Source organism: Phycisphaeraceae bacterium, assembly GCA_019636795.1.
Taxonomy (GTDB): Bacteria; Planctomycetota; Phycisphaerae; order Phycisphaerales; family UBA1924; genus JAHBWW01.
Genome location: JAHBWW010000001.1, coordinates 98,459 through 111,097 on the forward strand (window position 1 = coordinate 98,459; position 12,639 = coordinate 111,097).

At 62.0% G+C, this 12,639-nt stretch carries 14 protein-coding genes; 8 read left to right on the forward strand and 6 right to left on the reverse strand.

Annotated features, from left to right (window positions below; translation table 11 throughout):
- From KF757_00400 to lptB, 3 genes are read left to right on the forward strand one after another with little or no spacing between them, the layout of a single operon-like run.
- Nucleotides 1–852 (forward strand): CHAD domain-containing protein, encoded by an 852-nt coding sequence (locus KF757_00400; protein MBX3321426.1) that lies wholly within the window; start codon nucleotides 1–3, stop codon nucleotides 850–852.
- A gap of 57 nt (nucleotides 853–909) precedes the next feature.
- The gene (locus tag KF757_00405) at nucleotides 910–1,332 is read left to right on the forward strand and encodes a DUF4870 domain-containing protein (protein ID MBX3321427.1); all 423 of its coding nucleotides are present in this window, start codon (nucleotides 910–912) and stop codon (nucleotides 1,330–1,332) included.
- Between the two features lie 40 nt (nucleotides 1,333–1,372).
- Nucleotides 1,373–2,143, forward strand: a complete 771-nt coding sequence (lptB, locus tag KF757_00410; GenBank protein ID MBX3321428.1) for an LPS export ABC transporter ATP-binding protein — start codon at nucleotides 1,373–1,375, stop codon at nucleotides 2,141–2,143.
- Between the two features lie 93 nt (nucleotides 2,144–2,236).
- Here the strand turns inward: lptB and KF757_00415 are convergent, their stop codons facing one another.
- Complete coding sequence (locus KF757_00415; protein ID MBX3321429.1) at nucleotides 2,237–2,500, reverse strand: hypothetical protein; 264 nt, start codon at nucleotides 2,498–2,500, stop codon at nucleotides 2,237–2,239.
- Here KF757_00415 and KF757_00420 point away from each other — a divergent pair.
- From KF757_00420 to KF757_00430, 3 genes are read left to right on the forward strand one after another with little or no spacing between them, the layout of a single operon-like run.
- Nucleotides 2,499–3,101, forward strand: a complete 603-nt coding sequence (locus KF757_00420; protein ID MBX3321430.1) for a hypothetical protein — start codon at nucleotides 2,499–2,501, stop codon at nucleotides 3,099–3,101. The genes KF757_00415 and KF757_00420 overlap by 2 nt on opposite strands.
- Nucleotides 3,098–3,841 (forward strand): prepilin-type N-terminal cleavage/methylation domain-containing protein, encoded by a 744-nt coding sequence (locus tag KF757_00425; protein MBX3321431.1) that lies wholly within the window; start codon nucleotides 3,098–3,100, stop codon nucleotides 3,839–3,841. The genes KF757_00420 and KF757_00425 overlap by 4 nt, the downstream gene beginning before the upstream one ends.
- Before the next feature lie 15 nt (nucleotides 3,842–3,856).
- Nucleotides 3,857–4,768, forward strand: coding sequence for a hypothetical protein (locus KF757_00430; protein MBX3321432.1), 912 nt, complete (start codon nucleotides 3,857–3,859; stop codon nucleotides 4,766–4,768).
- Between the two features lie 360 nt (nucleotides 4,769–5,128).
- On the opposite strand, the gene rpoN is transcribed toward KF757_00430, so the two are convergent.
- Complete coding sequence (rpoN, locus tag KF757_00435) at nucleotides 5,129–6,598, reverse strand: RNA polymerase factor sigma-54 (protein MBX3321433.1); 1,470 nt, start codon at nucleotides 6,596–6,598, stop codon at nucleotides 5,129–5,131.
- A gap of 106 nt (nucleotides 6,599–6,704) precedes the next feature.
- A complete protein-coding gene (recR, locus tag KF757_00440) occupies nucleotides 6,705–7,343 on the reverse strand; it encodes a recombination mediator RecR (GenBank protein MBX3321434.1) in 639 nt (212 codons plus the stop codon).
- A 471-nt stretch (nucleotides 7,344–7,814) separates the two neighbouring features.
- Between recR and KF757_00445 the strand changes: the two genes are divergently transcribed.
- On the forward strand, nucleotides 7,815–9,167 hold the full coding sequence (locus tag KF757_00445) for a glycosyltransferase family 1 protein (GenBank protein ID MBX3321435.1): 1,353 nt from the start codon (nucleotides 7,815–7,817) through the stop codon (nucleotides 9,165–9,167).
- Nucleotides 9,168–9,226: 59 nt separating this feature from the next.
- On the opposite strand, the gene KF757_00450 is transcribed toward KF757_00445, so the two are convergent.
- Together KF757_00450 and lexA are read right to left on the reverse strand one after the other, a co-directional pair.
- The gene (locus KF757_00450) at nucleotides 9,227–10,033 is read right to left on the reverse strand and encodes a hypothetical protein (protein MBX3321436.1); all 807 of its coding nucleotides are present in this window, start codon (nucleotides 10,031–10,033) and stop codon (nucleotides 9,227–9,229) included.
- 168 nt (nucleotides 10,034–10,201) lie between these two features.
- Nucleotides 10,202–10,819: a transcriptional repressor LexA gene (gene lexA / locus KF757_00455; GenBank protein MBX3321437.1), complete on the reverse strand. Its 618-nt coding sequence runs from the start codon at nucleotides 10,817–10,819 to the stop codon at nucleotides 10,202–10,204.
- Nucleotides 10,820–10,901: 82 nt separating this feature from the next.
- Between lexA and KF757_00460 the strand changes: the two genes are divergently transcribed.
- A complete protein-coding gene (locus KF757_00460) occupies nucleotides 10,902–11,177 on the forward strand; it encodes a hypothetical protein (protein MBX3321438.1) in 276 nt (91 codons plus the stop codon).
- A 272-nt stretch (nucleotides 11,178–11,449) separates the two neighbouring features.
- Here the strand turns inward: KF757_00460 and dprA are convergent, their stop codons facing one another.
- On the reverse strand, nucleotides 11,450–12,634 hold the full coding sequence (gene dprA, locus KF757_00465) for a DNA-processing protein DprA (protein ID MBX3321439.1): 1,185 nt from the start codon (nucleotides 12,632–12,634) through the stop codon (nucleotides 11,450–11,452).
- Nucleotides 12,635–12,639 lie beyond the last annotated feature (5 nt).

The following is a 12,639-nucleotide window of genomic DNA, read 5'->3' on the forward strand; positions in this document are numbered from 1 at the left end:
ATGCCGTTCTGTCTTGTCGATCCTCACGACCAGGAGCGCGATCTGCGCCGACTGTTCATCGAGCAGATCGATCGGGCACAATCAGCGTTGACCGCCTCGAAACTCCGCACGTTTCGCACCAGTTGCAAGCGCGCCCGCGCAACGTTGCACTGCTGCGGCGATCTCCGTCACGATAAATCGCTGCGCACCATGGACCGCAAAATCCGCAGCCTGTCACACACCATCGCCCCCGCCCGCGATCACGAAGCCATCGCCAGCACCGCCCGCTCCCTCGCCCGCATCTCCCCCCCTTCCGATCTCGACAGTCTCATGCGCGCCCTCGCCCGCGCGACCGCTCCGCCCGCTGCCCCCACAACGCTCACATCCGATCTCCGCCGCACACTCCGCGACGAACTCGGCCAACTCCGCACTCCCGCCGCCGATCTCTCGCCAACGACCGACGACTTCTGGCTGGGCATCCAACGCGAATACCGAAAAGCAAGGCAGCGCATGCCCACCACCGATTCCCCATCCCCCGAAAGCCTCCACCGCTGGCGACTCGCAGCCAAAAAGCACTGGTACCACCTCCGCCTCTGCCGCACGATTCATCCCCGCCTCCTGCAGACCATGGCTCAGGAACTCCGCGCCATCACCCAGGCGCTCGGCTCATGCAACGATCTCACCATTCTCCTGACCCTCCTCGACACTCTCCAGCGTCCCGACGCCGCCCACCTGGCATCCCTCGCCCGCGCCGAACATGCCCACCAACTCCACACCGCACGCTCCCGCGCCCGCTCCGCCTTCGCCCCCAAGCCGTCGCACTTGGTAGACTTCCTCCGCGATCTCCACCGCTCCTGGACCCGCTCGGCGTGAAACCACCCCGCCCCGCTCCCCAATCAACCCTGTTCAGGCCCACACGGAACCCTCCTCATGTCCGAATCCCCATTCCCACTCAATGAACGCGGGCGCGCGTGCGAACCCAACGTCACCGACGACGAACGCACCTGGGCCCTCCTCTGTCATCTCTCGCTCCTGGGCCACCTCGTCCTCCCACTGGTCACCATCATCGCCCCGATCCTTATCTGGGCATCCAAGAAAGACCAATCACGCTTCCTCGATGACCACGGCCGCGAAGTCATCAACTTTCAAATCACCATCCTTATCTACTCCGTCGTCCTCCCCATCCTCGCCGCTGTCATCGGTACCATCACCTGTGGCGTAGGGCTCATCCTCCTCGTCCCCGCAGCATTCCTCCCCTACGTCCTCGGCTGCATCGGCATGATCATGGGATCCGTCGCAGCCAATCGCGGCGAGTACTTCCGATACCCCATGACCTTCCGCTTCATCCACTGACCACACCCCGACGCCCGCGCCGCCCCTAAACTTCCCGCGCGTGCCAATCCTCGAAGCCTCCAATCTCCGCAAGTCCTTTTCCGGCCGAACCGTCGTCGATGGCGTCGCATTCACCGTAGAAAAGTGCGAGATCGTCGGGCTCCTCGGTCGAAACGGTGCCGGCAAGACCACCAGCTTCCGCATGACCATCGGCATGATCGACGCCGACTCCGGCCGCGTCACCTTCAATAACCAGGATGTCACCACCCTCCCCATGTACCGCCACGCACGCCTCGGCATGGGATACCTCAGCCAGGAACCCAGCGTCTTCCAACGCATGACCTGCGAACAAAACCTCCTCTCCATCCTCGAAACCCAAGGCCTGAGCCGCCGCGATCGAAAGAAACGCGCCACCGACCTCCTCGCCCAGTTCGGCCTCGCCCACAAAGCCAAACACCTCGCACGCACATGCTCCGGCGGCGAACGACGTAAACTCGAAATCGCACGCGCACTCGTCACCAACCCCAAACTCATCCTCCTCGACGAACCCTTCAGCGGCGTCGACCCAATCGCCGTCGAAGAACTCCAGGTCGAACTCCGACGCCTCACCTCCCTCGGCATCGCCTTCCTCATCACCGACCACAACGTCCAGCAGACCCTCCGTGTCTGCGACCGCGCCTACATCATCGATTCCGGCAAAGTCCTCGCCCAGGGCACCCCCAAAGCCCTCATCAACGACGACCTCGTCCGCCGCGTCTACCTCGGCTCCCTCTTCCGAGGCGACGAGTTCGACGACCCAATCCCACAGGCAACAGCAACTGCCTCCCCCTGAACCCAACAACCACCCCGCCGGATCGTCAAACACAGAACTACAGACGCAGAACTCCGGACACTGGACGCCGGATCTTCGGGCGCACCGTTGCTCTCAATCTTCATTGCCCATCAACGCCCGAAGATCCGGGTCGAAATTCGGAACGCCCTCACCCCCACACACATTTCCCCCCACATCTCCCGCCCGCGCGCGCAGAATCGCGACGCTGTGCAGCACACCCATTGCATTGCCTCCCGCTTGGCTGTAGCATCGCGTCATCCCCCCAGAACTGCTCCCCCCATCAGCCTCCCCCCGTTCGGGTTTGCGCTGCTGCCCGCGCCCGTTCAACGCATCGTGCAGCCACAGGGGGATTCTCATGCTTTCACTCACCACTCGTTTCGCTGTCCGCCTCTTCGCTGCCGTCTTCTGTCTGCTCGCGTGCCTCGCGCTCTGTGGGTGCATGGATCGCGCTCATCTCGCCGACGTGCGCGAGTCGGCCCTGATCGCCCGCGAGCAGCTCGCGCTCGAAGCCGAACGCTTGGCCGCGATCGCTGCCGACCCCGCCCAGCCCCCCGCCGTTCGTCACGCCGGCGCAACAGCCGCTGCCGACCTCCAGTCCAGCATCGCCTCGATCGACGCCGGCATCGAGCAGTTCAATCGAATCTTCTTGGACGACCAATCCCCCGAAGGTATGATACAAACCTTGTCTCAAACCGCACTTCCATTCCTGCCAGCACCCCTTCAAGCCCCGGCCCTGCTCCTGACAGCCACCGGACTCGCCCTCGCCCGGGCCGCACAACTCAAGAAAGCCGCAGGCTCAATCGCCCAAGGCATTGCCAAGGCCGCCCAGAAAGATGAAGAGTTTCGCTCGGTTTTTGCCCGACATGCCGATACATTCAGATCTGTGCAGACCCCCGCAGCGAAGCGGATCGTGGACGAGAAGGTTCGGAGCCAATTCATGCTGAGACTGCCACTATGAGACCCTTTGCCACCACATCGCGCCGCGCCTTCACCCTCATCGAGCTTCTGGTCGTCATTGCGATCATCGGCATCCTCATCGGCATCACCCTCCCCGCCCTCAACAAGGCACGCGAAACCGCCCGCCGCATCGCATGCCTGTCCAACCTCCGCTCCCTGGGGCAGGGGATCAGCATGTACATGGATCAGGAGTCCAAGGGCGCGTTTCCCTATGTGCTCCCCATCATCGGCTCGGGCGAAATCGGAGGCGGCAACGACGTCACCCTCCTCACCGTCCTCGAATCCTACATCGACGCGCCCAGCCCCCGCCGCGACCCGACATACATCAACCAGGAAGACGCGCCCTTCCTCAGCGAAGTGCCCTACCGCTGCCCGGGCGACGACGGAAAAACCACCGACCCATACTGGGAGGCCTACGGCACCAGTTACCTCTACATTCCCGGCTCGCTCTTCCAGTTCGGCGAAATCTTCTACGCAATGCAGATCAGCCCGAGTGTCGTCGCACGCGTCTGGGAACTCTGGCGCGAGAAGGGCAAAGAGATTCCGTTCCTGATCGACGCCTGCGTCTTTGATGACAGCAACGACGTGTACTTTCACAAGCGCACCGGAGGCCCGGGCGCCAATGCCATGTTCATCTCTGATTCTCGGGCCGACTGGGCCGACATCAACATCAACGATCCGGAGTTTCTCGTTGAGCTCATCACCGATGTTGCTCGCCTCGCGGGGCTGCCGGGTGGCTAAGTACAGGATTTTATGATGACTTCCAACCAGCCAAAGTTTACGAGCCTGCTCGACGATGAGGGTGTCGCTGCGGCCGCGGTGCTCACGCCGCGCCGCGAGCGTTGGGACCGTCGCCTTGATGCTGCGGTGCGCACGCGGCTGAGCACCTGGTGGGCGAACCGGCGTCTGCGATACAGCATGCTCGGCTCGCTCGCGGTCCTGGCCATCGGCGGGGCGGTCACGGTGTACGCCCTGACGCGACCGGTGCAACAGCCGGACTTCTCGACCGCGAATATCGACGTGCTCTTCAACTACGCGCTCCTGACCGAAGAGTTCAACAAACTTCCCATCGAGCAGCGCATCGAACTGCTGACGCAACTGGTCGCACGCTTGCGCACGCTCGACGGCGATCAGTCGCTGCTGATGGCCCTCTTCGCTGCGCAGCTCACCGGAGCGGTGCGCGATCAGTTCGAGCGCAACGCCTCGCTGCTGGCGGTTGATCTGTTCGACAGTTATGCGAGCAATCTCGACATGAGCGCGCCCCCCACGCTGCGTGCGCGGTATGTCGAGGACAAGTTCATCGAGTTCACTAAGACGATGGAAAAAATCGCGGGCGAAGAACGCGACATCTCGGACGAGGACCGCCTCATCGAGGCGAGGCGGCAGGCCAAGCGCGATCTCGATTTTATGCAGTCGGGGCGCATGCCCGTCCAGAGCACCGCCCGCATCGCGAGTTTCATGAACCGAGGCATCGGCAACGAAGCGACCGGGCACCAGAAGGTGCGCATCAACGCCTTCGTCGGCGAGATGGTCAAGACGCTGCGCGAAGGTGAAGTGCCGCCCGAGCCTGAGCGTCCGAATCGCCGCCGCAACCAGCCCGAGCAGCCGCCGGCCGATGAGCCTGATGCACCCAACTCCGAACCCGAGTCCGCGCCCGACGGACCCTGAGGAGGCTGATAGTCTGCCTGTTCAGGTGCAAGGGTGGGGTTGCACCGAAGTCGCAGAGCCGACTTCGGTGGCACGCTGAGCATGACGGGGGTCGAGGTATCGGTGTCACCCTGCCTGTAGCGGATGTCCGTCATGGTCATGCAAAGCCATGACGATGGCGCCCGGCCAAGGCAACCGGTTATGCAAAGGCATGGCTGGCGCCCGCGTGTGCGGCGGGTTGTGGTGGTTTGACGACGATTCACCCGGACCTTCGGGCGCTCGCGCGCAAGGTAGTTTGGCTTCAAGTGTGCGCCCGAAGATCCGGCGTCGGGCATGAAGACTTGTGTCCGGTGAGGGGTGGCTTGTGGTATTGGTTGTGGATCAATACTGGCGGCGGAGGCGAGCGGCTGGGATGGCGAGTTGGTCGCGGTATTTGGCGACGGTGCGGCGCGCGATTTCGATGCCTTGCTCGTTGAGCAGTTTGACGAGCGCTTCGTCGCTGAGGGGTTTGCGTTTGTCTTCGGCGTCGATGAGTTCCTTGAGCGCGGCGCGGACGGCGTCGTAGGACATGTCTTCGCCGGTTTCGGTTTGCAGGCCGCCGCTGAAGAAACTGCGGAGCGGGACGATGCCGCGCGGGGTCTGGACATACTTGTCGGCGACGGCGCGGCTGACTGTGGCGACGTGGATGCCGAGTTGGTCGGCGACGTGCGTCATGGGGAGCGGGCGGAGGGCTTCGGGGCCGAAGTCGAAGAAGTCGCGCTGCTCGGCGATGACAGCGCCGATGACGCGCAGCAATGTGCTGCGGCGTTGATCGACAGCCTCGATGAGCCACTGCGCGTTGGAGAGGTTTTTCTTGATGAAGTCGCGATCGTTGCGCGGCAGGGCTTTGTCGCGGCTGAGCATCGCGTACTCGCGATTGATCTGCACGTTGGGGATGCGCCAGTCGTTGAGATACGCGACATAACGGTCCTGCTCGTCGTCGTACTCGATGATGGCGTCGGGCGTGATGGCGGGCTCTTTGGTGTCGGTCAGTGCCCGGGCAGGTGCGAGGCTGAGGCGGCGGAGAACTTCGAGCCCGGCTTTGATTTCATCGAGGTCGAGGCGCGTTTTCTCGGCGATCTTTGGAAGCCGATTGGCCATGACATCGTCGAGGTGATCGGCGACGATGCGGCGCGCGACGGCAGTCGAGCCGGGGTCGTAGTCGTGTTCAGATTCGACGAGGGCATCGAGTTGCAGCAGGAGGCATTCGCGCGCGTCACGGGCTGCGACACCGGCCGGTTCGAGCAGCAACTGAACAGCCTGGAGCGCCAGTTCCCAATCCTCATGGGTTGGAGCGAGTGCGCCTTGTTCGGTTCTCGGGGATCGATCGGCGATTTCCGTCAGGTCTGTGCGCAAATAGCCGTCGTCATCGAGAAAGCGGATGATCTGAGCGCCGAGTTCGCGCAATCGTTCATCGACATCGACCAGCGCCCATTGTGCGATGAGTTGATCGGTGATGGATGAAGCGCGTGCGGGTGCGCTGGCCATGGCTTCGGATTTGGCGTCGGCTTCACCATCGAGGCGTGTGCGGCTTGGGCTTTGGGGGTGGAGGCCATCGGCGCGTTCGAGGGCGTCGAGTCTGGCGGAGGAAAAGTCGCTGTCGATGGCGTCGGGGTTGTCGGCTTCGTAGTCGTCGAGACGAGCGAAGTCCTGCTCGCCAGTCTCGTCGATGGTGAGTTCGCCGTCGGCGCGTTCGTCGGGCGGGGGGGCGTCGCCGGGTTCGATTTCGAGCAGTTCGAGGGTTGGATTGCTTTCGAGTTCCTGTTCGATGCGTTCGGCCAGTTCGGTCAGAGACATCTGGAGGATTTCCATGGACTGGATCATCCTCGGGGCCAATTTCATGGTTTGGCCGAGTCTCATGTTTTGGGAGGCTTCGAAGCGCATGGGGAGCATCCTGCGTCAGGTTCCGATGCCGGCGTCAACCCATTGATTGCCGGCCTTGGATCGCATCGGCAAGAACCGCCTTGTTGGCGTATTCCAGCTGCCACCCGGTGGGCAAACCGCGTGCCAGGCGCGTAATTTGCAGATCGCGGCCGCGGAATTCTTCTGCTATAAAAAGTGCAGTTCCGTCGCCCTCTAGTGTTGGGTTCAATCCGAGAATGATTTCTCGGACCTTGATGCCTCCGTTGAGCGATGGGTCATCGACCCTGCGGACGAGAGTGGAGATCGTGAGGTCGTCGGGTCCGATGCCATCAAGTGGGCTGATGCGTCCCATGAGGACGTGGTAGAGGCCCTGGTACATTCCGGTCTGCTCGAGCGCGATGAGGTCTTTGGGCTGCTCGACGACGAGAATGCGTTCGTGATCGCGCTTGGGGTTTGCGCAGATCGGGCAGGGGTCGACTTCGGTGAGGTTGAAACACAGTGAGCAGTGACGGACGGCTGTTTTGATGTCGGCAATTGCGGCTGAGAGTCCGAGCGCGACATCGCGGTCTGATTTGAGGAGGTAAAAGGCGAGGCGCTCGGCGGATCGTGCGCCGATGCCGGGCATACGGGCAAGTTCGCGGATCAGGCGATCAACGGCTGGGGGATAGGCGGAAAAAGAGCGGCGTTCACCCACGCATGATCCTATTCAGGCACGGGCGAGCGGCTGAATCGTGGGGCGGGAGTTCCTGGCCGACAGCGTTGCGGAGAGGGGAGAAATGCGCGGCGGAGGGTGCGTGATTGTCCGATAATAATGGCTTCAGGGCTTATGCGCGTGTGTTCTGGGACCCTCGGGTGGCCGAGAGCAAAAAGATGCGATGAAACCCCCGAAATCCCCTGATCAAGGTCTGTACGCGCGGGGGCAAAACGAGTATTCTGATAGTCCGCCCGCTCGGAGTGAGAGAGAGAAGTCCGCAGGTGGCGTCACAGCCATGTGCGGCACCGAGGGGGCACAGCATCTGAGATCATTTTCCCGAAAGGGTCAAGGGACTCAGTGCTGTGTCTTTTTGTGTGTTGTTGGCGCGGTTCTGTGTGCACAGTGTTCCTGAGTGGTCGCGCTGTGGGGAAAGGGACGATAAGAGGCCGAACCCAGTGTGGAGCGGTCGCCATGCGCATTGTTTTTTTTACTCATCCGGGTACGAACTCGCGTGACATCTTTCTGGATATGGCGCGTGGTTTCGAGCGTGGCGGGCATGATGTTCTGAGGCTGGAGATTGAGCCGATTGCGAATGTTTACAAGGCAGCGGGGGCATCGCGTGTCCCGGTGATTCAGCAGATGACCGGGATGATTGCGAAGTTCATGGATGTGAACCGCGTTGACTTCTCAGTGGGGATGTGGGCCAATGCGCTTGGGGTGTTGTCGCAGGGTGTGCGGAACGGGCAACCGAGGTCGTTTTTTGATGTGATTGAGAGGCCTCACTTGATGTTCTGGCTTGATGCCCCCCATTGGGCGTCGGGGGGATCGCTTGCGGAGTTGTGCCGATCGCCGCTCTTGAGCGGGAGGTATGTGCGACACTATGTGAACAATCCTGGGATTTCGCGCGAGATGACGGAGGTGCTTGGGTTTGGGCCGACGATTGGTCGGGGGTATGGGATTGATGAGGACGTGTTCAGGCCACACCGCGATGAAGAGGAGCGGTTCGACATTGTTTTTGGGACGGGTCCTGGGGATGCGAAGCCAAGCGCGTTGATGCTGCGCGAGTTGGAGTCTGACGAGCCTGATGTGCAGGCGATGCGTGAGGAACGGGCGGTGGGTTCCCTATCGAAACTCCGGGAGTTGGCGCAGACCTTGGATGCAGCGGATGCGATGATGGAGCTGTTTGAAGGACTGGTGCGTTTACGGCTCGCGCGTCCCGGCACACCGATGCTTGAAGATCTTGAGCGTCTGGAGCGTGAAGGGATGGGGGAAGCGGGGCGGAAGCTGCGGGAGTTGCCGAGCGTGTTTGTGCGGGCGTTTTCGCTGGTGCGCGGGATCGAGTCGTGGCGGCGCGCGTTCACGATTACGTACTTGTCAAAGCGACTCAAGTGTGCGGTGTTTGGGCAGGCGGAGTTTGGAGAGTGGCCATGCGAAGCCCGGCTGCTTGGGAACCTTGCGTATGGCGACATGGCGCGAGCGTATTCGAGTGGGCGGATCGGGCTCAATGCGATGCGTTGGCAGGACGATGTCGGATTGAATCTGAAGCCTTACGAGATCACCGCATCGGGTGCGGCGCTGCTGTGCGACCGGCGTGAGGGGCTCGATGAGGCTTTTGAGGATGGCGTGGAGGTTGAGTCGTTTGCAGGTCCGGCTGAGGCGCTGGCCAAGGCGCGGGGGCTGCTTGGTGACACTGCGCGGCGGCGCGCGATGGCGGAGGCCGGCCGCGAAAGGACGCTGCGTGAACACACATGGGCGCAGGTCTCGCGCGAGCTCGTCGCATGGACGATGCGTGATGTGAGTGAACAGGCGTTGTGCGCAGCGTGAACACCACGGGTCGAAGACAGACCCGGGAGGCTCATGTGTGCAAGCGATGACCGCGAGGTTCAGGGGCAGCCTGCGCTGAAGGCTGCGAGGAAGATCTGGACATCGAAGAAGTTGAACTGGCCATCGGGGGCGAGGTCGGCGCGGGGGTTCTGTGCGCTGAAGTCGGCGAGGAATTCCTGGACATCGAAGAAGTTGAGTTCGCCGTCGCCGTTCCAGTCGGGAAGGCAGGGGTCATCGGGTGCCTGTCCGGAGGCGTTGAGGGTGAGGGTGCCTTGGATGGCGAGAGTGACGCCGGACTGGACTTCAGACTCGCCTTCGAAGTTGATGGTTCCGGCGAGGGTGACGATGTCGTTGTTGACGCCGACGCTGCCGGCGAAGTCGGCTTCGAAGGGGCTGAAGTCGGCGAGGTTGAAGGTTTCGTTGATGCTGCCGATGCCGATGATGTTGCCGGTGGCGGCGCCTTGGCCATTGAGGTTAGTGGGAACGGCGGGGAGGAGGAAGGTGGAGTCGCCCGCGACAGGAACGGGGCCAGTGGGTGAACCGGGAGTGGCGTAGGAGGCGTCGGCATTGGTGATGCTGACATTGATCGAGCCGAAGAATCCGTAGCTGAAGTTCAGGCTGAGGTTCTGGTCGAGAGCGGCTTGGAAATCGTGGAGGGTGATGGCGGTGGGATTGGAGTAGTTGTCGAGTTCGATGGTGATGGTGCCGGAGATGGTTGATGAGTCGGAGTCGGTGCGTGAGCCGAGGATTGTGGTGAGGGTTGCGGTGACGGAGATCTGGGATCCGGACTGGAGATTGAGGACGACAGGTTGTGCGGCGGCGAGGCTGGTGATGGTTGCAAGCGTGATTGGAGCGAGTCGGAGCATGTTGGGGATTCCTCTCTTCTCTTGATGATCGAACGGGACAGAACTGGTTGGTGCCGGGTCGAACGCACCCGAGGCCTGGACGAGTGAGAATCAGCATACCACGCGCAAGCAAAAAGCGGGAGCAAAATGCTCCCGCTTGACGAATGTTTGTGTGGGGGCGGGGAAGGCTCAGTAACGACGGATGACGCCTTTGACGATGCCCTGAACCTGGCAGAACTTGACGCGGATGGGCTCGAAGTCGGGGTTGGCGGGCTGAAGGCGGATGTGATCGGGCTCTTTGAAGAAGGTTTTGAGGGTGGTGCTGCCGTCCTCGAGGAGGGCGACGACGCGATCGCCATTGCGGGCGACCTGTGCGCGTTCGAGGAGGACATAGTCGCCACTGAGAATTCCTTCGTCACGCATGGAGTCGCCATCGACGCGGAGTGCGAAGGTTGAGCCTTGTTTTTCTTCGGAGCTGCCGAGGAGTTCGGCGAGGTCGATTTCTTCTTCTTCTGCGACTTTTTCGATGGGGTAGCCTGCGGCGATTTTTCCGACGAGGGGGAAGCGGAGTGGGCGGCCTTCATCGGGGACGATGGCGCCCTCAGCGATCGACAAAGAGCGAGCCTTGTTGGGTTCGCGGACGAGGGCTCCCTTTTTGATGAGTGCTTCGACGTGTTCGAAGATTGTGACCTTGCTGACTCCGATTTCGTCTGCCAGTTCCTGCATGGTCGGGGAAAAGCCACGGCGCACGCGCCAGTCGCGAATGAGTTGCAGGATCCGAAGTTGTTTGGGGGTGAGATTCATCATTGTCTACGTCCTTTCGCATGGAACTGAATGCTCTGGAAAGGTTGCTCCAGAATGTGTCCTTGGATGTGGGTGATTCGGGGTCGTGCGAGTCGAACTCGCGATCGAGGGTGTGGGTGCCCAGGCGGATGCGGCTGAGGACGCGGCCGAGGCGTGCCCGCTGATGATCGAGAAGTGTGACAGCAGCGGCTGCATGGGCGACGGATTGGACATCGAGCGGGGCGTGGCGGTTGGTCGACGCATGCTGGGCAGCGTCCGCCATCGCGGGGTCAAGACTTCGGCGTTCTCGCAGGCTGCGACCTTCACCAGCGTACTCCCGCACGAATGCGCCGCCCGGCCCGAGCCGAAGGACGGCGCTTGAACGTTCCGTTGCGATTCGATAGGCCATCCTGAGCCTCTCATTCTGCCTCGGCCTCATGCCGAGATTTCAAAGAACCTCGATGAATCGAGGTTTGGAGACAAGTTGCTTATCCACTCACACACCAAACATCGGCAAGAGCATGGTATGGACTTGAGCGATTGTTCGGAGCACGATAGCCAAGCAGTATCCACACGGCAAGTGGTTGTAAAGGTGAAATCTTACCAATTTGTCAGGCTCAGTGGAATCCCAATTCGCAGTCGGGCGAGGATATCTCACCGTGCAGTCGTGACGCGCACGAAGGTCGAACCGGTCCGCTGAATGCGACGGGCGAGTTCGAGCATGGTGAGTTCGCTGCGCAGGGTGGAAGACTCTATTTCGAGTGCCTGGGCGAGTTGGTCGGCGGTGCGGGGGGAATCGAGAGCGGCGAGAATGCGGGATTGAAGAGGATTTGCGGCTCCGAGTATTTCATTATCGGACCCTAGAGATGTTTCGGAGCGAACGGGATCGACGAATCGGGCTTCGTGTGTGCCGGAGAAGTGGTGTCGGGCGGCATTTTCGAGTGTGGCGATGACGTCGGCGGGCTCGATGACAGCGGCGGCGGCGGCATCGCGGATGAGTTCGAGGGTGCCACGACTGGCGACGGAATCGACGCGTCCGGGGAGGGCCATGACTTCGCGGCCGTGTTCTTCTGCGGCGACTCGGGCGGTGATGAGGGCTCCGGAGCGTGCGCCGGCTTCGATGACGAGGACGCCGAGGCTCAGGCCTGAGATGATGCGATTGCGTGATGGGAAGTTGTTGGCGTTAGGGGCTGTGTCGATGGGGAGTTCGGAGACGATGGCACCGCGATCCTCTGCGACGATGCGGTCGAAGAGTGCCGCGTTGGTGTCGGGGTAGATGTGCCCGAGGCCGCAGCCGAGTACGACGATGGTTCGTCCGCCGCTTTTGATTGCGGCGGAGTGAGCGGCGGTGTCGATGCCGCGTGCCCCGCCGGAGACGACGGTGAGGCCGGCGCGAGCGAGCGCGGCGGAAAATCGCTCGGCTTGTTCGGTGCCATAGAGCGTGCAGTTGCGAGAGCCGACGATTCCGACGGGGTATCGGTCGAGGTCGTCGTGGTCGATGCGGCCCTTGACCATGAGCATAACGGGTGCGTCGTCGAGTTCGGCCAGGAGTGCGGGGTAGCCTGGGAAGCCTTTGAGAAGGATGGTGGCACCGATGCTGGCGGCGGCGTCGAGCTGCTCGAGAGCGAGTTGGCGTGCTGTGCGAACGTGAGAAGAAATCTGGCTGGCGAGTTTGGGCCCGATGCCGGGGACGGATTCGAAGGCCTTGGGGGAGGCACGAAGAACCTTGGCGGGGGAGCCGAAGTGCTCGATGCAGCGGGCGATACGGATGGGTCCGAGCCCTGGGGTGAAGGCGAGTTGAAGGAGGTCGAGTGCGTCGTCGTCGTAAAGTGTGGTCATGAGCA

What these genes read in the sequence shown, in the direction of transcription:
- KF757_00400 (MBX3321426.1), top strand. Translation starts at nt 1, where the DNA reads ATGCCGTTCTGTCTTGTCGATCCTCACGACCAGGAGCGCGATCTGCGC.
- KF757_00405 (MBX3321427.1), top strand. Translation starts at nt 910, where the DNA reads ATGTCCGAATCCCCATTCCCACTCAATGAACGCGGGCGCGCGTGCGAA.
- KF757_00420 (MBX3321430.1), top strand. Translation starts at nt 2,499, where the DNA reads ATGCTTTCACTCACCACTCGTTTCGCTGTCCGCCTCTTCGCTGCCGTC.
- KF757_00415 (MBX3321429.1), bottom strand. Translation starts at nt 2,500, where the DNA reads ATGAGAATCCCCCTGTGGCTGCACGATGCGTTGAACGGGCGCGGGCAG.
- dprA (MBX3321439.1), bottom strand. Translation starts at nt 12,634, where the DNA reads ATGACCACACTTTACGACGACGACGCACTCGACCTCCTTCAACTCGCC.
- lexA (MBX3321437.1), bottom strand. Translation starts at nt 10,819, where the DNA reads ATGATGAATCTCACCCCCAAACAACTTCGGATCCTGCAACTCATTCGC.
- rpoN (MBX3321433.1), bottom strand. Translation starts at nt 6,598, where the DNA reads ATGGAAATCCTCCAGATGTCTCTGACCGAACTGGCCGAACGCATCGAA.
- KF757_00445 (MBX3321435.1), top strand. Translation starts at nt 7,815, where the DNA reads ATGCGCATTGTTTTTTTTACTCATCCGGGTACGAACTCGCGTGACATC.
- KF757_00450 (MBX3321436.1), bottom strand. Translation starts at nt 10,033, where the DNA reads ATGCTCCGACTCGCTCCAATCACGCTTGCAACCATCACCAGCCTCGCC.
- KF757_00425 (MBX3321431.1), top strand. Translation starts at nt 3,098, where the DNA reads ATGAGACCCTTTGCCACCACATCGCGCCGCGCCTTCACCCTCATCGAG.
- KF757_00430 (MBX3321432.1), top strand. Translation starts at nt 3,857, where the DNA reads ATGACTTCCAACCAGCCAAAGTTTACGAGCCTGCTCGACGATGAGGGT.